Annotated in this window: 20 protein-coding genes; 10 read left to right on the top strand and 10 right to left on the bottom strand. The window is 74.3% G+C overall.

Annotation, left to right across the window (positions count from 1 at the left end; genetic code table 11):
- The first annotated feature begins 80 nt into the window (after positions 1–80).
- On the top strand, positions 81–2645 hold the full coding sequence (locus CXR44_RS36695; protein ID WP_101790759.1) for a multicopper oxidase domain-containing protein: 2565 nt from the start codon (positions 81–83) through the stop codon (positions 2643–2645).
- A complete protein-coding gene (locus CXR44_RS36690; RefSeq protein ID WP_101790758.1) occupies positions 2642–3079 on the top strand; it encodes a hypothetical protein in 438 nt (145 codons plus the stop codon). The genes CXR44_RS36695 and CXR44_RS36690 overlap by 4 nt, the downstream gene beginning before the upstream one ends.
- Positions 3080–3109: 30 nt before the next feature.
- On the opposite strand, the gene CXR44_RS36685 is transcribed toward CXR44_RS36690, so the two are convergent.
- Complete coding sequence (locus CXR44_RS36685) at positions 3110–3871, bottom strand: class I SAM-dependent methyltransferase (protein WP_101790757.1); 762 nt, start codon at positions 3869–3871, stop codon at positions 3110–3112.
- Between the two features lie 199 nt (positions 3872–4070).
- On the opposite strand from CXR44_RS36685, the gene CXR44_RS36680 reads away from it, so the two are divergent.
- Both CXR44_RS36680 and CXR44_RS36675 read left to right on the top strand, forming a co-directional pair.
- Positions 4071–5627: a PucR family transcriptional regulator gene (locus CXR44_RS36680; RefSeq protein ID WP_101790756.1), complete on the top strand. Its 1557-nt coding sequence runs from the start codon at positions 4071–4073 to the stop codon at positions 5625–5627.
- Between the two features lie 116 nt (positions 5628–5743).
- Entirely contained in the window at positions 5744–7003 is a 1260-nt protein-coding gene (locus tag CXR44_RS36675; RefSeq protein ID WP_101790755.1) for an NAD(P)/FAD-dependent oxidoreductase, read from the top strand.
- 89 nt (positions 7004–7092) lie between these two features.
- Here CXR44_RS36675 and CXR44_RS36670 read toward each other — a convergent pair whose 3' ends face one another.
- Positions 7093–8007: an alpha/beta fold hydrolase gene (locus tag CXR44_RS36670; protein WP_101790754.1), complete on the bottom strand. Its 915-nt coding sequence runs from the start codon at positions 8005–8007 to the stop codon at positions 7093–7095.
- Positions 8008–8335: 328 nt separating this feature from the next.
- Between CXR44_RS36670 and CXR44_RS36665 the strand changes: the two genes are divergently transcribed.
- Both CXR44_RS36665 and CXR44_RS36660 read left to right on the top strand, forming a co-directional pair.
- Positions 8336–9490: a sensor histidine kinase gene (locus CXR44_RS36665; protein WP_101790753.1), complete on the top strand. Its 1155-nt coding sequence runs from the start codon at positions 8336–8338 to the stop codon at positions 9488–9490.
- Positions 9487–10146 (top strand): response regulator, encoded by a 660-nt coding sequence (locus tag CXR44_RS36660; RefSeq protein ID WP_101790752.1) that lies wholly within the window; start codon positions 9487–9489, stop codon positions 10144–10146. The genes CXR44_RS36665 and CXR44_RS36660 overlap by 4 nt, the downstream gene beginning before the upstream one ends.
- Before the next feature lie 58 nt (positions 10147–10204).
- Here CXR44_RS36660 and CXR44_RS36655 read toward each other — a convergent pair whose 3' ends face one another.
- A complete protein-coding gene (locus CXR44_RS36655) occupies positions 10205–10657 on the bottom strand; it encodes a MarR family winged helix-turn-helix transcriptional regulator (RefSeq protein WP_101790751.1) in 453 nt (150 codons plus the stop codon).
- Positions 10658–10798: 141 nt separating this feature from the next.
- On the opposite strand from CXR44_RS36655, the gene CXR44_RS36650 reads away from it, so the two are divergent.
- Positions 10799–11668 carry a quinone oxidoreductase family protein gene (locus CXR44_RS36650; protein WP_219602229.1) on the top strand — a complete coding sequence of 290 codons (870 nt, stop codon included), beginning with the start codon at positions 10799–10801 and terminating at the stop codon, positions 11666–11668.
- Positions 11669–11879: 211 nt separating this feature from the next.
- Here CXR44_RS36650 and sigJ read toward each other — a convergent pair whose 3' ends face one another.
- The gene (gene sigJ, locus CXR44_RS36645; RefSeq protein ID WP_101790750.1) at positions 11880–12803 is read right to left on the bottom strand and encodes an RNA polymerase sigma factor SigJ; all 924 of its coding nucleotides are present in this window, start codon (positions 12801–12803) and stop codon (positions 11880–11882) included.
- Between the two features lie 145 nt (positions 12804–12948).
- Between sigJ and wrbA the strand changes: the two genes are divergently transcribed.
- Positions 12949–13560, top strand: a complete 612-nt coding sequence (wrbA, locus tag CXR44_RS36640; RefSeq protein ID WP_101790749.1) for an NAD(P)H:quinone oxidoreductase — start codon at positions 12949–12951, stop codon at positions 13558–13560.
- Positions 13561–13618: 58 nt separating this feature from the next.
- Here wrbA and CXR44_RS36635 read toward each other — a convergent pair whose 3' ends face one another.
- From CXR44_RS36635 to CXR44_RS36605, 6 genes are all read right to left on the bottom strand, one after another.
- Positions 13619–14020, bottom strand: a complete 402-nt coding sequence (locus CXR44_RS36635; RefSeq protein WP_101790748.1) for a hypothetical protein — start codon at positions 14018–14020, stop codon at positions 13619–13621.
- Positions 14021–14168: 148 nt separating this feature from the next.
- Positions 14169–14597, bottom strand: coding sequence for a DUF6463 family protein (locus CXR44_RS36630; protein ID WP_219602228.1), 429 nt, complete (start codon positions 14595–14597; stop codon positions 14169–14171).
- A gap of 126 nt (positions 14598–14723) precedes the next feature.
- Entirely contained in the window at positions 14724–15809 is a 1086-nt protein-coding gene (locus tag CXR44_RS36620) for an ABC transporter ATP-binding protein (RefSeq protein ID WP_101790745.1), read from the bottom strand.
- Positions 15806–16621, bottom strand: a complete 816-nt coding sequence (gene modB / locus CXR44_RS36615) for a molybdate ABC transporter permease subunit (RefSeq protein WP_101790744.1) — start codon at positions 16619–16621, stop codon at positions 15806–15808. Before modB ends, CXR44_RS36620 begins: the two co-directional genes overlap by 4 nt.
- Complete coding sequence (gene modA / locus CXR44_RS36610; protein ID WP_101790743.1) at positions 16618–17409, bottom strand: molybdate ABC transporter substrate-binding protein; 792 nt, start codon at positions 17407–17409, stop codon at positions 16618–16620. Before modA ends, modB begins: the two co-directional genes overlap by 4 nt.
- Positions 17410–17418: 9 nt before the next feature.
- Positions 17419–17832 carry a TOBE domain-containing protein gene (locus CXR44_RS36605; protein ID WP_101790742.1) on the bottom strand — a complete coding sequence of 138 codons (414 nt, stop codon included), beginning with the start codon at positions 17830–17832 and terminating at the stop codon, positions 17419–17421.
- A 135-nt stretch (positions 17833–17967) separates the two neighbouring features.
- Between CXR44_RS36605 and CXR44_RS36600 the strand changes: the two genes are divergently transcribed.
- Both CXR44_RS36600 and lnt read left to right on the top strand, forming a co-directional pair.
- The gene (locus CXR44_RS36600; protein ID WP_101790741.1) at positions 17968–18705 is read left to right on the top strand and encodes a TetR/AcrR family transcriptional regulator; all 738 of its coding nucleotides are present in this window, start codon (positions 17968–17970) and stop codon (positions 18703–18705) included.
- Between the two features lie 109 nt (positions 18706–18814).
- On the top strand, positions 18815–20296 hold the full coding sequence (gene lnt, locus CXR44_RS36595; RefSeq protein ID WP_219602227.1) for an apolipoprotein N-acyltransferase: 1482 nt from the start codon (positions 18815–18817) through the stop codon (positions 20294–20296).
- The last annotated feature ends 29 nt before the right edge of the window (positions 20297–20325 follow it).

Here is a 20325-nt window from a genome sequence, read left to right as displayed (position 1 = left end):
TGCTCATGACCCGGTCGACGAACCGGGCGGCGGCACGACCGGGGTCGCGTGCTCCCGGCTCGCAGAGGGAGGAAGCCGGCATGCCACCCGTAGAGGTGATGCTCGGAGCCGACAAGGAACGGGCACCGGCCAGGCCGCGCGCCTCGTGGCACCTACGGGCGAACGCGATCGTGGTGGCCTGGCTCGGCCTCACCGTGGCGGCGGCCCTGGCCCAGGGGGAGCTGCCCGCGCCCCGCTGGCTGGTCGTCCACCTCTTCCTGCTCGGCGCGGTGAGCACCGCCATCCTCATCTGGAGCGAGCACTTCGCCACCGCCCTGCTGCGCACCCGCGGCCCCGACCAGCGGGCGAGCCTCACCCGGCTGGGCGCGCTCAACGCCGCCACCGTGGCCGTGCTGGCCGGCGTCACCGTGGGCCCCTGGCCCGTGGCGGCGGCCGGGGCCGCGGCGATCGTGGGCGTGGCCTGCTGGCACGCGGTGGTGCTGGCCCGGATGGTCAAACGAGCGCTGCCGGGCCGGTTCGGGCACGTCATCGGCTGGTACCTGGCCGCCGCGGGGGCACTCGCCACCGGCGGCACCCTCGGCGGGCTGCTCGCCGCCCACACCGGTCAGGGCGGGCACGGCGTGGCGCACGCCCGGATGTACGCCGCCCACACCGAGGTCAACCTGTTCGGCTGGGTGACGTTCACGGTGCTCGGCACACTGTTCACGCTGTGGCCGACCGTGCTGCGGACGCGCCTGTCGGAGGTGACCCGCCGCTGCTCGCGCGCCGCGCTGTGGCCGTCGGTGGCCGGGCTCGCCGTGACGGTGGCCGGCCTGCTGCTCGGCTGGCGCTGGGTGGCGGTCGCCGGGCTCGCGGTCTACGCGGCGGGCGTGGCGGTGGCGCTGGCGCCGCTCGTGGAGACCCTGCGGCGCCGCCGCCCGCACACCGGGGCGTCCTGGACGCTCGCCGCGAGCGGCTGCTGGCTGGTGGTCGCGCTGGTCGCCGACCTCGTCATCGTGGCCACGCGCGGCACCGACGGCCTGGAGTCCGCCCTGGAGCCGTTGCTGCCGTTGCTGCTCGCGGGGTTCGTCGCGCAGGTGCTGCTCGGCTCCCTCATGCACCTGCTGCCGGCGGTCCTCGGCGGCGGCCCGGCGCGGTTCAAGGAGAACGCGGCCCTGCTCGAACGCGGCTGGCCGTACCGGCTGGCCGCGGCGAACCTCGGAGTGGCGCTGCTCGCCCTGCCGCTGCCCGAGCCGTTCGGCCTGGCGGGGTGGGCGCTCGTGCTCGCGTCCGGCGCGGCGTTCGTCGCGCTGGCCGCCGTCGCCCTGCTGCGGCCCCGCGGCCGGATGTCGCCCGCGCACGCCGGGCTGGTCGCCGGCTGCCTGCTGACCGCCGCTGCCGTCGCGGTGGCGATGTCCGGAGGCGACACCCCGGCCCGGCACGACGTCGCGCCGGGCGGCGCGCGGACGGTCGAGGTGACGCTGTCGGGAATGCGGGTACGGCCCGCCACCATCACCGCCGCCCCCGGCACCGTGCTGACGCTGCGCGTGACCAACACCGACGCGCAGCGGCACGACCTGCGGCTGTCCACCGGCGAACGCACCCCCATGCTCGCCCCGGGCGCCACCGCCGCGCTCACGCTCGCCCCGCTGGCCGAGCCGGTGGACGGCTGGTGCACGGTCGCGGGCCACCGGGCCGCCGGCATGACCCTGCGCATCACTCCCACCTCCGCCACCGCCGCCGCCCCCACCGCGGCGCCCGGTGCCGCCGCGCACTCCGGCCACACCGGCGCGGGTCTCGACCTCGGGGCGCCCATGTCACCCGGCTGGAAACCGTACGATCCCGTGCTGCCGCCCGCGCCGGGCGGCGGGACGCACGAGGTGGAGATCCGGGTGAAGGAGACCGAGCAGGAGGTCGCCCCCGGCGTCCGCCGCACGGTGTGGACGTTCGGCGGCACGTTGCCGGGCCCGACGCTGCGCGGCAAGGTGGGCGACGTGTTCGTCGTGACGTTCGTCAACGACGGCACGATCGGGCACGGCATCGACTTCCACGCCGGAGCGCTCGCGCCGGACGGCCCCATGCGCACCATCGATCCGGGGCAGCGGCTGACCTACCGCTTCCGCGCCGACCGGGCCGGGGCGTGGCTGTACCACTGCTCCACCATGCCGATGAGCCACCACATCGCCCACGGCATGTACGGCGCGGTCGTCATCGACCCGCCGGAATTGAAGAAGGTCGACCGGGAGTTCGTCCTGGTCCAGGGAGAGCTGTACCTCGGCCGGCCGGGCGACGCGGCCCAGGCGGCCCGGATCCGCGAGAGCCGCCCCGACGGGTGGATGTTCAACGGCACCGCCGCCGGCTACGACCACGCCCCCGTCACCGCGAAGGCGGGCGAGCGGGTCCGCGTCTGGGTGGTGGCCGCCGGACCCGGCACCGGCACGGCCTTCCACGTGGTGGGCGTCCGGTTCGACACCGTCTACAAGGAGGGCGCGTACCTGCTGCGCGAGGACCAGCCGGGCGGCTCCCAGGTGCTGGACCTGGCGCCCGCGCAGGGCGGCTTCGTCGAGTGGGTCTTCCCCGAGGCCGGGCACTACCCGTTCGTCGACCACGCCATGCCGCGCGCCGAGGCGGGCGCGCACGGGATCTTCGAGGTGAGGGCGCCGTGACGTGGTGGTCGGTCGTCCGTTTCCTCCACGTCCTCGGTGCCGCCCTGTGGGTCGGCGGGCAGCTCACGGTCTCGCTCATCGTGCTGCCGCTGGCCCGGCGGCTGCTCGACGGCGAGCGCCGGGCCACGGTGCTGCGCGAGGTCGGGCGGCGGTTCGGGATGTTCACCGCCGCCGTGTTCCTGCCGGTGCAGCTCGCCACCGGCGTGGCCATCGCCGTGCACAAGGGCGTCACCTGGGCCTCGCTGCTGCAGCCCGGCTACGGGCGCGTCCTGGCGGCCAAGCTGCTGCTGTTCGGCGCGGTGATGCTGGCGGCCGGCCTGCACGGGTGGGCCAGCGGGGCGGGGCGGGCGGGCACCGCGCGGGCGCTGGCCGTGGCCTCGCTCGTCGGCTCCCTCGGCATCGTCCTGCTCGCCACCGCCCTGCCCGCCACGTAGGGCCGTGACGATCGCGCGCCCGGGCGGAGCTCAGGCCCTCCGGGTGATGCGGATCTTCGACTGCTTGTGCGGGAGCTTCTCCCAGTCGTCCATGAACCTCGCGTCCAGGCCGTACCGGTTCGCCAGCGCCACGAGCGTCTCGGTGCGGTAGTAGAAGTCCTCCCGCAGCACGTGGTGCTCCTTGCCCTCCGTGCGGTCGAAGGTGAAGTCGAACCACCCGTCCGGCCGCATCACCCGGCCCACGTGGGCGAAGCACTCCTCGATGACGGACAGCGGCGAGTGCGAGAAGACGCTGTGGGCGTGCACGACGTCGAAGTGCTCGTCCGGCAGGAACGCGAGCCGCAGGTCGCGCACCGGCGTCAGGTGCGGCAGCTTGTCGCGCAGGCCGTGCTCGACCAGCGTCCCCTGGGCGGCGATGAGGATGTCCGGCGAGATGTCGATGCCGTAGTAGTTGCCCGTGTGCAGGTAGTCGATGAACAGATGCCCGGCGCGCAGGTTGCCGCAGCCGATCTCCAGCATCCTGAACTCCGGCTTCAGCCCGTGCTCGAGCAGGTAGTCGAACTGCATGCGGCCGAGCGCCAGCCAGCGTTCGTGGCTGTGCGAGCCGACCGCGCCCTCGGGGCTGCGGGCGGTGTCGGACTTCATGACGGCCCGGTAGTAGGCGACGTGGTCGCGGGTGCTCAGCCGCAGCCAGGTGTCGCGGGCCAGCCTGCGCAGATGCGGTGCGATCTTCTGGGGGTTGCGCAGCGCGTAGCGGGCCTGGTGCGCGAGGCTCGAACGGTTGTGTTTCAACGGTGGCCACCTGACGTGATTCCTACGGGGATTCGGAATCTAGGCAGTGCCGTGTCAGCCCTCCATCACCCCCGCGTATGAGGAAGGCAAAAATGGCCGCCGGGTGAGGACCGCGCGCCCGTTTCGTCACGGGTCGCCCGCTTCGCGCCCTGGCTTCGCGGGCTATGGTCGGGTGGCTTGTCAGCGGAGGTGGGCGCCGGTGGTCAGACTGGACCGATTGGTCAACGTGCTGGGCGGGTACGGGGTGCGGCTGTGCGGCGGGCCCGGCACGCGTTCGGCGCAGCTGCGCAGCGTGGCGATGCCGGGCGACGCCGACCGGTGGGTCTCCGGTGACGTCTTCCTGGCCGTGGGAGCCGCCTCGGTGACAGAGGCGGTGCGGTGGGCGGTGTCGGCCCGGGCCACGGCCGTCCTGGTGCGCGCCGGGGCCGAGGCCGAGCGCGAGGCGTCCGCGGCCGGGGAGAGCCAGGGCGTCGCCGTGCTGCTGGTCGATCCCGAGGTGTCCTGGAGCCAGCTCGCCGGCCTCGTCTACGGGCTGGTGCTGGAGGGGCGCGAGACCGAGTCGGGGCGCGGGCCGACGGACCTGTTCGCGCTGGCCGACAGCCTGGCGGACGTGGTGGACGGCGCGGTGACCATCGAGGACCGGCTCTCGCGGGTGCTGGCGTACTCACGGTCCCAGCAGGCCGGCGATCCGGCCCGGCTGGAGACGATCCTGGCCCGGCAGGTCCCGGACAGCCTGCGCGAGCTGTTCCAGGTGCGAGGCGTCTTCGCCCGGCTGGCTGCGGCGGACGAGCCGGTGTTCGTCGAACCCGACCCGCGGCACGGGCTGACCGGCCGGATGGCGGTGGCGGTGCGCGCGGGCCGCGAGTTGCTCGGCTCGGTGTGGGTGACCTGCGGCAGCCCGCTGACGGGGGCGCGCTACCGCGCCCTGGCGGACGGTGCGCGCACGGTGGCGCTGCACCTGCTGCGCTCCCGCGCCAGCGCGGACCTGGAACGGCAGGTGGAGTCGGACCTGGTGATCCGGCTGCTGGAGGGCAGCGCCGACGCCGCGACGATGGTGAGCCGGCTCGGGCTGCCGCAGACGGCGATGCGGGTCATCGCGGTCCGCGCGCACCTCGCCGCCGAGCTGCACGCCGCGCTGCTGCTGGCCTTCGAGCAGGCGACCACCGGTTTCGGCTGGTCCCGGCCGGGACGCAGCACGCTTCTGGGCGACACCCTCTACACGGTCCTGCCGGGTGAGGGCGCCGACGCGGCGCGCGCGTGGGTGGCCGGCCTGCGGGCCGCGCTGCCATCACAGGTGCGGCTCGTGGCCGGGATCGGCGCGGCGGCCGACGCGGCGGAGCTGCCGGCCAGCCGGCAGGAGGCCGACGAGTGCCTGGCGCTGCACGAGAAGGGCGTCCCGCCGGCTACGCCGCCGACCTACGACGAGTCGTGGGACGACATCCTGTTGCAGCGCTTGCGGGCCGCGGCGCGCACCGGCCGGACACCCGCGCGCGGGCCGGTGAGCGCGCTGCGCGGGCACGACGCCGTCCACTCCACCCATTACGTGGCCACGCTGCGGGCCTGGCTGGAGGCGCAGGGCGATCTCACCGTGGCCGCCGACCGGCTGGGCGTCCACCCGAACACCGTGCGCAACCGGCTGCGCCGGATGAACGAGGTCACGCCGCTGGACCTGGACGACGCCCGTAAGCGCCTCGCCATGATCATCATGCTGGCGGCAGCGGACGAGCCGGCCACCGCCCGCCACGGACGCCCCTGACTGTCGCCCGGCCACAAGTCCGGCGACGGAATTGTGGCGTCCGTACAACGCCGCGTGACGTCCTCCGGGCCATGCTGACCTCGGCAACGGCAACTCGTCGCGTATGGAGGTTCGTCATGGTCGGCGCCGAACGCATCGGCAACGGGCCGCGATCGGTGATCGTGGTGGGCGCGGGCATCGTGGGCCTCTCGACCGCGTGGTTCCTGCAGGAACGCGGCGTGCAGGTCGACGTGGTCGACCGCGGGGGAGTGGCGGCGGGCGCGTCCTGGGGCAACGCCGGATGGATCGCGCCGGGCCTGGCCATCCCGCTGAACGAGCCGTCGGTGCTGCGCTACGGCCTGCGGTCGCTGCTGAACCCGGCCGCTCCGCTGCACGTCCCCGCGACCGTCGATCCCGGCCTGTGGTCGTTCCTGATCCGGTTCGCCGCCAACTGCCGGTGGTCGTCGTGGACGCGTGCGGTGCGGGACAACCTGCCGCTGAACGAGGAGAGCATCGAGGCGTACGACGTGCTCACCGGCAACGGGGTGGCGGCGCGCACCGTTCCGGCGCCGATCACCGCGGCGTTCCGCACCCGCAGGCAGGCCGAGGGGCTGCTGCGCGAGCTGCGGCGGCTGGCCAGGGCCGGGCAGCGGGTCGACCACGTCACCCTGGACGGTGACCGGCTGGCCGAGTACATCCCGCTCGCCTCCGACCGGCTCCAGGCGGGCGTGCGGATCGACGGCCAGCGGTACGTCGACCCGGGAGCCTTCGTGCGCGCCCTGGGCGAGGCCGTCATGGCCCGCGGCGCCACCGTCTACGCGCTGGACGTGGCCGACGTGCGCACCGACGGCAGGAAGGCCCTCGTGGTGTCCGGCAACGGCACGCCCCTGTCGGCCGACGCGGTGGTGCTGGCCACCGGGGCGTGGCTGCCGCGACTGGCCCGCCGGTGGGGGGTCCGCGTTCCGGTGCGGGCCGGGCGCGGCTACTCCTTCACCGTGCCGGTCGACCGCCCCGTGCCCGGCCCGATCTACCTGCCGGACGTGCGCGTGGCGTGCACGCCGTACCAGGGGGCACTGCGCGTGGCGGGCACGATGGAGTTCCGTGACCCCGACGCCCCGCGCGTCCCGGCCCGCCTGGAGGCCATCATCGCCTCCGCGCGCCCCCTGCTGGACGGCGTGCGCTGGGAGAAGCGCACCGACGTCTGGGTCGGCCCGCGCCCGGTGACCCCTGACGGGACGCCGCTGATCGGCGCCACGAACACCCCGGGGATCTACGTGGCGGGCGGGCACGGCATGTGGGGCCTCGCCCACGGACCGGCCACCGGCCGCCTGCTGGCCGAGCAGATCACCACCGGCAAGCAGTCCGCCGCCCTGCGCCCCTTCGACCCGCTGCGCTGACCTCGGCCCCGCTGCGCTGACCTCGGCCCCACGGCGCTGACCTCGGCCCCACGGCCTGCCGCCACCGCCGGCGGGAGCGGCCGGGCCGGCTACTCGCCCTGCGCCTGGCGTGCGGCCTGCGCGGTGACGCGTTCGATGGCCTGGACGGCGACCTCGGGCTGGTCGACGAAGATGTGGTGGCCGCTGTTCGCGGCCGTGCTCAGCCTGCCGCCGCTGGACAGGGCGAGCCATGCGCGCTGTCCGGCGGCCCACGCCCGCTCCAGGCGCGGCCCGTACTCGGGGACGGCCTCGAGGTACGGCTTCCCGTGCTGGATCACCTCCACCGGGATGTTCCCCGCGGAACGGACCTCGCCGTCGGTGATGACGAGCTTCTCCGGGTTCTCGCCCTGGAACACCGCCAGGGTCTGCGCGCGCAACTCGGCCGCCGGGCCGGTGGCGGTCTTGGGGATCGTCTTGGTGATGTCCTCCACCATGGTGGGCGGGGTGGCGTCCATCAGGACCAGCCCCTTGACCCTGTCCTGGTGGTCGGGGGCGTACCTGGCGGCGATCAGCCCGCCCAGCGAGTGCCCGGCCAGGACGGCCGGGCCGTCACCGGCGACGCGGTCGAGCACCCCGCTCAGGATCTTCCCGGTGCTGGAGAGGCTCTGCCGGCCGTCCGGCTGGTCGCTCGCGCCGGCGCCGAGCCGGTCGTAGGAACAGACCCGGTTCTTCGCGCTCAGCGTCCTCTGCAGGGCGGCCATCTTGTCCAGCGTCTCGCCTCCTCCGTGCATCAGGACGATGACCGGAGCGCCTTTCTCCGCCTTGCCCGAACAGGACACGTTCACCGACCGGCCCGCGACGTCGATCCTCTGCGTCCCGGAGAGCGGGGCGGGACCGGCTGTCCGCGTGGCGGGAGCGAAGGGGTCCCAGTTCTGCACCGCGTCGCCGTCGCAGCCGGCGACGGCCGCGCCGAGCACGGTGCAGCACAGCGCGGACACGACAACAGTCTTGGTCTTGGGGAGCATGAGGTCCTCCAGCGGGGAGCGGACGCGGGGTGGTGCGCACGGCGGTGTGGCGGGAAGGCGACGGAGCGCCGTGGCCGCGTCGTAACGCTACGGATCCGGCGGACCGGGATCGTCCCCGCACGGTGGACATTCACCGGTAGCTCGTGCGGGGGACAGGCGCGGGGTGCCGGGGAGAGATCCGATCGCCGTGCCGTGTCGTGCCGCACGCCGCCGAAGACGTACGCGGCCCGCGGCGGCGTACGAGGGGCTTGTCCCCCGTGCGAGCTACCCGAGACTGTCCCCCGTGCGGGGACGATCCCGGACCACCGCATACCGCTACGCTCGCCCAGTGATCGATCTTCGGCGGGTCACGGACCTGTGGCAGCGGTGCGACGTCGTGGTCCGGGATCTGCCGTTCGGGCTGGCGATGGCCGTCACCTCGCTGCTGCCGGGCCTCCATGGCAAGGGGACGCAGGTCGGCGACCTGCCGGCGCGCCCCTTCGACGACCTGGCGCTCGTGGTGATCGCCCTGGAGTGCCTTCCGCTGGCCGTGCGCCGGCGATGGCCGGGCGTGTGCCTGGCTCTCGTGTCGCTCGGCTTCGTCCTCGACCAGCTTCGTGGCTACCACGTGTTCGCGAGCAACGCGATGCCCATCGCGCTCATCAGCGCCGGAGCCCACCTGGAGCGTCACCGGCGCGTCACCGTGCTCCTGCTCTCCATGGCGTACGTGCCGCTGGCGGTCGCGCTCCACCGGCTCGGCGCGACCGAGCGGGTGGAAGGGTACGTGGTGTTCTACCTGGCCCTGGCCCTCGCCTGGGGCATCGGGGCCCGGCTGCGCTCCACCCGCGCCGCCGAGGCGGAACGCCGCCGCCATGTCGCCGAGGCCACCCGCGCCGCCGAACGCACCCGGATCGCCCGCGAACTGCACGACGTCGTGACGCACCACGTGACGGCGATGGTCGTGCAGGCCGAGGCCGCACGCTACCTGACCGCCGCCCCCGACCGCCTCGACGCGACGCTGAGCGCCGTCACCGACACCGGCCGGCGGGCCATCACCGATCTGCGGCACATGCTCGACCTGCTCAAGGCCGATCACGACACCGATGTCAGCCTGCCTTCCGCCGGCGAGCTGCGAACGCTCGTGGAGCAGACCCGCCAGGCCGGGCAGCCGGTGGAGTTCGCCGAGGAGGGCACTCCGGCGGAATCGGCGGGCAGCGCCGAGTTCGTCACCTACAGGGTCGTCCAGGAGGCCCTGACGAACGCTCTCAAACACGCCCACGGCAGCCGCACCGGGGTCCGGGTGCGCTACGGCGAGAAGGAGATCATCGTGGAGGTCAGCACCGACGGCTCCGGTTTCCGGGCCGTCTCTCCCGGCGGGAGCGGGCGAGGCCTCGCCGGGCTCCGCGAGCGGGTGGACGCCGTGGGCGGCGAGTTCAGCGCCGGCCGGCAGGCGGGTGGCGGCTTCGTCGTACGGGCCCGCATCCCGGCGGGGAGCCCGTCGTGACGGCGCCGGTCCGGGTCCTGGTCTGTGACGACCAGGCGCTGATCCGTACCGGGTTCGCGACGATCATCGACGCCCAGCCCGACCTGGAGGTGGTGGGCGAGTGCGGCGACGGGCGCGCCGGGGTGGATCTCGCCCGCCGGCTGAGTCCCGACATCGTGGTGATGGACGTACGGATGCCGGTGCTCGACGGCATCGAGGCGACCCGTCTGCTGGCCGGCGCCGGGGTGGAGCATCCGGTCAAGGTGCTCGTGGTGACGACGTTCAACCTGGACGAGTACGTCTACGAGGCGCTGCGGGCCGGCGCGAGCGGGTTCCTGCTGAAGGACGCCCCTCCGGCCCAGCTGCTGCACGGCATTCGGACCGTCGCGGCGGGCGCCGCGCTGCTCGCGCCCGAGGTGACGCGGCAGCTCGTCGGCAGGTACGCCTCCCGGATCCGCCCCGCCCAGGCCACACCCGGCGAGACCGCGCTGACCCCCCGCGAGCTGGAGGTGCTGCGCCTCATCGCCGACGGCCGGTCCAACAGCGAGATCGCCGCCACCCTGGTGATCAGCCCGGAGACCGTCAAGACGTACGTGTCGCGCATCCTCACCAAGCTCGACCTGCGTGACCGCGTACAGGCGGTGGTCTACGCCTACCGCAGGGGCCTGGTGAGCTGAGGGACACCGCCCGCCGGCCCCGAGGGAGCGGACGCCGCGGACGTCAGGACTCCGACCGTCAGGGGGCGGCCGTCGGTCCTGGCACGGCGTCCGCCCGCGGCGAGCGGGCCGAGACGACGTCGAGCAGGGTGACGAGCCGGTCGAGTTGTTCGGGGTCGAGGCGGCCGGTCACGGGTGCCAGGGCACGCCGGATGTCGTCCTCGACGCGTTCGGCGAGTTCGAGCCCGGCGGGGGTCATGTACACCTCGACGACCCGGCCGTCTTCGGGGTTCCTGCCACGGGTCAGCAGCCCTCGGCGCTGGGCGCGGTCGATGAGGCCGGACATCGTGGACTTGTCCAGGCCGAGGTAGGCGGCCAGGTCGGTGACGCGGGCGCGGCGGTCACGGAGGATGCCGAGCACCCGTAGCTGGGTGAGCGACAGGTCGTGCTCGCCGCCGATGCGGGTCAGCACCCCCGCCACCTCGAACGTGGTCCGGACGAGGGCGTCCACGACGTCGTCGGTGGCGGTCATGTCGTCATGCTAGTGCGCGCCCGGCGGGCGTTGCCAGCCAGGCGCGGAGCGGCGAGGGCCGGCACCGGCCGGTTGACATGGTTTGTATTACCAACCATTATGGAGATGGTTGGTAATACAAACCATCTTCTGGAGGCTCCCATGCACGCTGCCGTCATCCAGGCGTCCGATGCCCCGCCGGTCTATCGCGACCACCCCGACCCCGCGCCACGCCACGGCGGCGAGCTGGCCGTCGAGGTCCTCGCGGCCGGCCTGCACCATCTGACCAGGGCCAAGGCGAACGGCTCCCACTACTCCGGCAACGGCGTGTACCCGCTCGTCCCCGGCGTCGACGGCGTCGTACGCGACGAGGAGGGCAACGTCCGCTACGTGGTCCTGGACGACACGGCTCTGGGGACGTTCGCCGACCGCACCCTCATCGACCCTCGCCGCAGCGTGATCCTGCCCGGCGACACCGACCCCGTGCGGATCGCCGCCGCGATGAACCCGGCCATGTCGTCCTGGGTCGCGCTGCGCCGACGCGTCGACTTCCACGCCGGTCAGCGTGTCCTCGTCCTCGGCGCCACCGGCAACGCCGGACGGATGGCGGTCCAGATCGCCAAGCTGTTCGGCGCCGCCCAGGTCATCGCCGCCGGCCGCGACGCCACCCGCCTCGGTGCGCTGACCGCGCTGGGCGCCGACGAGACGATCACCTTCGACCGGATCGGCCACGCCGCCGACGTGGACGTGGTCATCGACTACGTCTGGGGCGAATGCGCCGCCGACGCCATGATCCCTCTGCTCGCCGCCCGCGCCGACCGCACCGCCCCGCTGACGTGGATCCAGATCGGATCCATCGCCGGCCAGACCGCGCCGATCCCCTCCGCCGCCCTGCGCTCCGCCCGCCTGCAGATCGTCGGCAGCGGCATCGGCTCCGGCCCCCCCCCCGCCTGCAGATCGTCGGCAGCGGCATCGGCTCGGTCCCCGCCCGCGACATCCTCGCCGAGCTGCCGGAACTGGCCTCAGCGGTGACCGCGGGCGCGATCGACGTACGGGCCCGCGCCGTACCCCTGGCCCAGGTCACGCAGGCGTGGACCGCCGCGACCGACGACCGCGTCGTCCTCGTCCCCTGACCGCCCCATCCCAGGAGCGGACCATGCCTTCGTCCCGGTTCGCCTGAAGCCCGTGTCCTACCGGTACCCATGGCAGCTGGTCCGGCCGGCGGCCGGCGGTGTCCGGACGGTCAGCCCGCTGTCCAGGGCCGGAGCTTCTCGGGGTTGAGCACGGCCCAGATGTGCCTGATCCGGTCGCCTGTCACGTCGAACGCCAGCACCGACACGGTGACGCCGTCCAGCTGGACCACCAGGCCCGGCTGGCCGTTGACCGTCCGCTCCAGGAGCGTCGCGCCGGGCCGATCGGCGAAGAAGCGGGCGACGTTCTCGGCGCCGTGGATCGGGTGGATCTCGGCTCTGACCAGGCCGCCGCCGTCGCCCGTGGCCGTGGCGTCGGGGTCGAGGAGGCCGACGAGCGCGTCGATGTCCTGGGCTTCCCAGGCCTGTTTGAACTCCCTGACGATGTCGACGCGCCGGGCTGCCGGGGCCGCGGGCGCCTGTGCGGCGTGGACGCGACGGCGGGCCGCGGAGGCCAGCTGGCGGCAGGCCGCCGGGGTACGGCCGACGATCTCGGCGATCTCGGTGAAGGAGTAGCGGAAGACGTCGTGCAGGATGAACGCGACGCGCTGGGCCGGGGTCATCGATTCGAGCACGACGAGGAAGGCCATGTTGACCGACTCGTCGAGAGTGACGCGGTCGGCCGGGTCGACCGGGGTGCCGCCCGGCCGCCCCGTGCTCCACTCCGTGCGGTCGGGGAGCGGCTCCGGGATCCACGCGCCCACGTAGTGCTCCCGCCGGGCCCGTGCCGAGCCGAGCAGGTCGAGGCAGATGCGGCCGGCGACCCTCGTCAGCCAGGCGCCGGGGGACTCGATGGCCTCCTGCTGCTGCCGTGACAGGGCGTACCAGCGGGCGTAGGTCTCCTGGACGACGTCCTCGGCGTCGGCCAGGGAGCCCAGCAGCCGGTAGGCGAGGTTGAACAGCTGACGCCGCTCGCTCATGAGGGCGCTCAGGCCCGGGTCCAGTCGGCCGTCTCCTGGCCCGGATGGGATGGTCATGGTTTCGCCGACTCCCTCTGTCGCATCTGTCCTCACCGGAACGACGACACAGCGTCCCGGAATGTGACGCCGGCGCCCCGCCTCACATCCCGCGGGGTCGTGTCGTCGTACCCGATGGACCGACCGCGAACGAAGGAATCCGATCATGCCACCCGTGAACCTCGCCATCGTCTACTACAGCGCCACCGGGACCGTGCACGCCCTGGCCGAGGCCGCCGCCGAGGGCGGCGAGCAGGCCGGTGCCGACGTCCGGCTGCGCAAGGTCGCCGAGACGGCCCCGCCGGAGGCGATCAGCGCCAGGCCGGAGTGGGCCCAGCACCTGCGGGACACCGCCGGCATCGCCGAGGCCTGCCACGACGACCTGGAGTGGGCGGACGCGGTGCTCTTCGGCACGCCCACCCGTTTCGGCAATCCGGCCAGCCCGCTCAGGGCGTTCATCGAGACCACCGGTCCCCTGTGGTTCCAGGGCAAGCTCGCGGACAAGGTGTACTCGGCCTTCACCGCCTCCAACACCGCCCATGGCGGACAGGAGTCCACCATCCTGGCGCTGGGGAACACCTTCTACCACTGGGGCGGCATCATCGTGCCCCCCGGCTACACCGACCCCGTCCAGTTCCAGTCGGGCAACCCCTACGGCACCTCCCACGTGGCCGGCGACGGCCCGCCCGGCGAGGTGGCCCTGCAGGCGGCCCGTCACCAGGCCCGCCGCGTCGTCGGTGCCGCGGCCGCGCTCAAGGCGGGCCGCGGCGCCGCCTGATCGGGGCACGGAACACCGTCCGCCCCGGGGCCGCGACTGGCGCGCGTTCGCCCGGACGCTATTCGACGCGTTCGGCGTTGGACTCGTAGCCGCCCCCGTCCGGGTAGACCCAGGCTCCGGTGAGGGCGCGGCCGTCGGCGCTGAAGGTGCCCCGGTAGTAGGCGGGGGAATCCCTCTCACCGGCCCAGATGGTGAGGGTGTCGCCCTCGAGTTCGTAGGTGTAGTCGAGGGTGCTGCCGTCGTCGCCGTAGTAGCGGGACTTGATGTCGGCGCTGGGCTCGGCCATCAGCTTCCGCTCTCGGCCGATGATCTCGATGCCGTGCGCACCGCCGAGGTGAACGTCCTGCTGGAGGAAGAAGTCGTTCAGCCAGCGGTAGGTCACGGTGCCCTCGTGCCCGCCGGTGATCTTCCAGGTGCCGACGAGTCTGGTCAGGGCCTGCAGTGCCGGGTCGTTGCTCATCGCCGTCTCCTTCGAAGCGGGTCCCGCCTCCACGGACAGGTCTCGGCGAACGAACTCATCGCTCGCCGGGGCGTTCGACGGGAGCATCCCACAGACCGGACGCGAAGTCGCCGCCTCCGGGGACCCGATTCCCGGAGGCGGTCGCCGGTCAGTGCCGGCGGGTGGAGCGCCGTCGGGCGGTGATGTGCGCCGCGATGAGCAGCGCGGAGGGGATGGCCGCGCTGAGGAACCCGCTCGGTCCGATCAGGCTCACGCCCGCCGCTCCCCAGGCCAGGAGCCCCCAGCCGACGTACGCGGGGACATGCTGCCCCTGCCGGCCGGCCCGCGCCACGAGGAGCCCGAGCAGCACCAGCACCACGACGAACCCGCCGGGCAGCGCCCAGAACGTCGCCACCGAGTCGCTGTCGGCGGTGCGGTCGCGGAGGTCCCCGGCGAACCAGCTCGCCCAGGGGGCGAGGCGAGCGAAGACGGCGGTGTGCGCGACGGCGATCAGGATCATGGTCCAGCCGGCCCAGATCGTGAGCCGGCTCGGGCGCGCCGTCGATACGGGTGCGGAAGCTACGGGTGCGGTGCTCATGGTCGGCCATCCTTTCCGGGCCACGGACCGGCGGACTTCCCCTGTGCGGGGGATGCGCCTCCCTCGCTCCGGGGAGCGCCGGGCGCGAGGGGGCGAGGTCCGGGTGGCGTCCGGCCGGGGAGCGCGTCAGGCGGGGTAGGCGTGGGTCTCGGTGGCCTTGACCGAGGCCCAGATCTCCTGGCCGGGCGCCAGGTCGAGGTCGGCCAGCGCGGCGGGGGTGATGTCGGCGAAGGCGGCGATCGGGCCGGCGAGGTGGACGCGCACGTTGTCGCCGTGCCGTTCGATGCCGTCGATGCGGGCCCGCCACAGGTTGCGCGGGCTGCCGTCGGGCCGCGAGCGGTAGAGGGCCACCGCGGCGGGGGAGAAGGCGACGAAGACCGCTCCGGCCGGCCGCTCCGAGGTGCTGAACGTCAGCTCGCCCACCTCGACCCGGTGTCCGTCGGCGACGCCGCGGAAGAGGTTGAGGCCGACCAGGCGGGCCACGTAGTCGGTGCGCGGGCGGCGCGCCACCTCGGCGGGGCCGCCCTGCTGGACGACGGACCCGTGCTCGACGACCACCAGCCGGTCGGCCAGCACCATGGCGTCGAGCGGGTCGTGCGTCACCAGGACGGTCGCGCCGTCGAAGCCGGCCAGGTGGCGGCGCAGGTGCGAGCGGATCTCCAGGCGGGTGTGGGCGTCGAGCGCGGCGAGCGGCTCGTCGAGCAGCAGCAGGCGCGGTCGTACGGCCAGCGCCCGCGCGAGCGCGACCCGCTGGGCCTGGCCGCCGGACAGCCGCCCCGGCCTGGCGGAGGCCTGCTCGGCCAGCCCGACGCGCCGGAGCAGGTCAGCGGCGGTGCGCCGCGCCTCGGCCTTGGACGCGCCCTGGCAGCGCGGCCCGAAGGCGACGTTGTCGAGGGCGGACAGGTGCGGGAAGAGCAGGTAGTTCTGGAAGACCATGCCGATCGGGCGTCGTTCGGCGGGCAACGGGTGCAGCGGCAGCTCGTCGAGGGTGATGGTGCCGCCGGCCGACAGCGGGGTGAGCCCGGCCAGGGCGCGCAGGGCGGTGGTCTTGCCGGCTCCGTTGGGCCCGAGCAGTGCCACCACCTCGCCGGCGGCGACCTCCAGCGTGATGTCGAGGGCGAACGACGGCCGCGTGACGACCAGCCGGGCCCGCAGCCCGGCGCCGCGGCCGGTCGAGGGGCCGGTCGAGGGGCCGGTCGAGGGGCCGGTCACGGGCTGCTCGTCCAGCGGTCGCGCAGGCTGGCCAGGATGACCACGGACACGGCGAGCAGGACGAGGCTGAGCACGATGGCGGCCTCGGGCTCGGTCTCCAGGGCGAGGTAGACGGCCAGCGGCATGGTCTGGGTGGTGCCGGGGAAGTTGCCGGCGAAGGTGATGGTGGCGCCGAACTCGCCCAGCGCCCTCGCCCAGCACAGCACCGCCCCGGCGATCACGCCGGGCATGACGAGCGGCAGCGTGACCCGGCGGAAGGCGGTCCAGCGCGAGGCGCCCAGGGTCGCGGCGGCCTCCTCGTAGCGGGGGTCGGCCGCGCGCAGCGCCCCTTCGACGCTGATCACCAGGAACGGCATCGCCACGAACGCCTCGGCGACGACCACCCCGGCGGTGGTGAACGGCAGCGTGATGCCGAACGTGCTCTCCAGCCACTGCCCGAGCAGGCCCCGCCGGCCGAGCACCAGCAGCAGGGCGACGCCGCCGACGACCGGTGGCAGCACCAGCGGCACGGTGACCAGGGCGCGCACCAGCCGCCGCCCGGGGAAGGAGGCGCGGGCCAGCAGCCAGGCCAGCGGCACCCCCAGCAGCAGGCACACGGCCGTGGCCAGGCTGGCGGTCACCAGCGACAGCCGCAGCGCCTCCAGCACCTGCGGCTCGGCGAGCCGCCGCGGCAGCGTCGACCAGGGCGCCCGGACGAGGAGGCCCGCCAGGGGCAGCACGAGGAAGGCCAGGCCGAGCAGGGCGGGCACGACCAGCGGCCACGGCGCCCGGCCGGTGACGCCACCCCGCTCGGTGGCGGGCGAGGTCGTCATGGGGCGGGCACCACCTCGAAGCCCGCCGCGGCGAGCGTCTGCCTGCCCTGCCGCGACAGCACCAGGTCCACGAACCGGCGGGCCAGGTCACCGGCGGGCGCCTTGGCCAGGGCGGCCACGGGGTAGTCGTTGACCGCCTGGTCGGCCTCGGGGAAGGCGATGCCCTTCACCTTGCCGGCCGCGGCGATCACATCGGTCTGGTAGACCAGCGCGGCGTCGACCTCGCCCAGCTCCACCTTGGTCAGCGTCGCCTTGACGTCCTGCTCCAGGGTGACCGGGGTGACCTTGAGTCCGGCCGCGTCGAGCGCCTTGACCGCCGCCGCCCCGCACGGCACCTGCCGGGCGCAGAGCGCCACTTTCACCCTGGCGTCGGCGAGGTCCTCCAGCGCGTCCACCTTGGCCGGGTTGCCGGCGGGGACGGCGATGCGCAGCTTGTTGCGCGCGAACGTCACCGGCGCGCCCGCGGTGAGCGAGGCGTCGGTGACGGGCTTCATGGTGGCGGGGCTGGCGGCGGCGAACACGTCGGCGGGGGCGCCCTGGACGATCTGCTGGGCCAGCGTGGCGCTGGAGCCGAAGTTGAACCGCACGGCCGTGCCCGGGTGGGCGGCCTCGAAGGCCCGGCCGATCTCGGTGAAGGAGCCGGTGAGCGACGCGGCGGCGAACACCGTCAGGGTCCGGCCGCCTTCCGCAGCCGGGGTGCCGCCCGCCTGCCCGGCGCCGCAGGCGGGGAGAGCCGCCAGGACGAGGGCGAGGGGGATCGCGAGCGCCCACCGGGACGACTTGGGCATGCGGGCCTCCTACTGGTCGCCGGCGACGCGCCCGTGGCCGGCGGTCTCGACGACGACGTTGGTGGACTTGACCACGGCGACCGCCACCACGCCGGGCTCCAGACCCAGCTCGTCGGCGGCCTGACGGCTCATCAGCGACACCACCCTGAACGGGCCGGCGGCGATCTCGACCTGGGCCATGACCGCGTCCCTGATCACCTCGGTGACGATGCCGCGGAAGCGGTTGCGGGCCGAGGAGCGGCCGCTCCCGCCGTCGGCCGCGACCTGCGCGCGGGCGAAGGCCGCCAGGTGGGCGCCCTCGACCTGCCGGTGGCCGTGCTCGTCGCGCTCGGCCGGCAGCCTGCCCGTGTCGATCCAGCGGCGCACGGTGTCGGCGCTGACGCCGAGCAGCGCGGCGGCCTCGCTGATGCGGAACATGGTCACGGAACCCCACCCTACCTGGCAGCTGCAAGCCTGCAAAGCCATATAGGGCCGCACCTGCCATGGCTGACATCGCGTTCGCTCAGTGCGTACAGTGTTCGCTAGAGTGAGAGGGACATTCGACCCCAAGGAGACGTCATGCCGCCCAAGCAGCCCGCCGTCCCGTCCGTCTGGACGCGCCCGCGCAAGGAACGCGAACAGCCCGCCCTGAGCCGCGGACGCATCGTCACCGAGGCCGTCCGCCTGCTCGACGCCGACGGCATCGACGCCCTCAGCATGCGCAGCCTCGGCACCCGCCTCGGCGCCGGCGCCACCTCCCTCTACCGGCACGTGGCCAGCAAGGACGAGCTGATCGAGCTGGCCGTGGACGAGGTGTTCGGCGAGCTGGAGGTGCCCGCGGAGGCCGGCCCCGACGACTGGCGGGCGGCCCTGGCCGCGACGGCCGGCAGCCTGCGCGCCATGGTGCTGCGCCACCCATGGTTCGCCTCCGTGGTGGGCCAGGTCGGGCTCGCCTTCCTCGGGCCCAACATGATGCGGATGTCCGACCGGGTGCTGGGCATCCTGGGCGCCGCGGGGTTCGACGTCACCGAGGCCGACCGGGCCATGAAGGCGCTCGTCGCGTACGTCCTGGGGATGGCGACGAGCGAGGCCGCCTGGCTCAACGTGCTCGCCCAGAGCGGCCAGGACGAGGGCGAGCTACTGCGGGCCCTGATGCCGGCGGCCGAACAGGCCGTGCGGGACCACCCCCACCTGCGGGCCTTCTACGCCGCCGTCCCGAGGCAGGAGGCGCAGTCGGATCTGGCCCGGCGCCGCGACGAGGACTTCGACTACGGGCTGCAGCGCCTCCTCGACGGCCTGCGGCACCGGCTCGCCTGAGCGGCGCCCTCTCGCCCCGGTTCGGCCGAGCGGCGTTCCCTTCCTGGGGGGCTGAGCTGCGCTCCTTCGCCCCCGGCTTGGGTGCCTCCCGGGAGGGTAGCGGGGCCTGGTGTGGCGCTCGCGTCTGCTCGCCGCGGCGATCGGGGCCGGCCTGGCGCCGGCCTTCCCGGTCGCCGGCGCCTGGTGGTGGGCGTGGGCGGGCCTGGCCCCGCTCCTGGTGCTGCTGGCGCGGGCGGGCTCCTACCGGCAGGCGGCGTGGCTGAGCTGGTGTGCCTGCGCCGCGTTCTTCACGACGCTGCACCACTGGGTGCTGCCGTTCCTGGGGATCTTCGCGCCGCTGGCGATCGTGGTGATCGGCTGGGTGTGGGTGCCGTTCGGGCTGGCCGCCCACGGGCTGCTGCGGCGTGCCACACCCGCCCGCGTGCTGATGGCGTTGCTGGTGCTCCCGTCGGTGTGGGTGGTGACCGAGGCGCTGCGCTCCTGGAAGCACCTGGGCGGGGCGTGGGGGCTGCTCGGCGCGGCGCAATGGCGGGCGCCCGCCGTGGCGCAGCTGGCCGCGCTCGGCGGGGTGTGGCTGCTGAGTTTCGTGCTGGTCGCCGTCAACACCGGGATCGCCGCCGCCGTCCTGCCCGGAGCCGGGCGGCGTACCCGGCTGGCCGGCGGGGGAGCGGCGCTCGCCCTGACGGCCCTCGCGGCCGGGTACGGGCTGCTGCGGCCCGAACCTGCCGTGACGGGCGCCATGCGGGTGGCCGGCGTGCAGCCGGGCATCGTTCCCGGCCCCGAACGGCGCGTCGCCGAACACCTGCGGCTGACCCGCGAACTGGCCGGGCGCGACCACGACGTCGTCGTCTGGGGCCAGAGCAGCGTCGGGCTCGACCCGGCCCGGCGGCCGGACGTGGACCGTCGGCTGCGCGCCGCGAGCGCCGAGGCGGGCAGCGACCTGCTGGTCAACGTCGACGCCACCGGCCCGACCGGCCGGATCGCGAAGACGGCCACCCACTACACCCCGGCGGGCGTGGCCGGCACCTACGTCAAGCGGCGCCTGGCCCCGTTCGGCGAGTACATCCCGCTGCGGCCGCTGCTCGGCTGGGTCGCCGGCGCAACCGAGGCGGCGGAGCGCGACCGGGTCACCGGCGCCGGGCCGGCGGTGTTCGAGGTGGCCGGCCGCCGGATCGGCCCGCTCATCTCCTACGAGTCGACCTTCCCCGACCTGCGGCGCGAGCTCGCCCGGCTGGACGTGGACGTCACGATCGCGCAGGGCTCGCTGACCACCTTCCACGGCAGCTGGGCGCACGCCCAGCAGGCGAGCTTCGAGGCGCTGCGGGCCATCGAGTCGGGCCGCCCGGCCGTGCTCGTCGAGCTCGACGGGACGTCGGCGGCCTTCGACGCGCGTGGCAGGCGGCTGGCCTGGGTGCCGCCCGACCACCGTGGCGTGTTCGTGGTCGGGGTGCCGCTGTCGCGGGAGGCCACGCCGTACGTCCGGCTCGGCGACTGGGTGCCGGCCCTGGCGACCGGGGTCGTGGCCGCGGCCGGCGCCGCCTGCGCGGTCCGGCGGCTGGCCGGGCTCCGGGGACGCCGCCCTACCCATTAGCCTTGACTTATATAAGTGGTCGCTGAAAG

This window comes from Nonomuraea indica (assembly GCF_002850745.1).
Lineage (GTDB): Bacteria > Actinomycetota > Actinomycetes > Streptosporangiales > Streptosporangiaceae > Nonomuraea > Nonomuraea indica.
The sequence above is the reverse complement of the archived record's forward strand: the minus strand, read 5'-3'. Positions and strand labels throughout refer to the sequence as shown.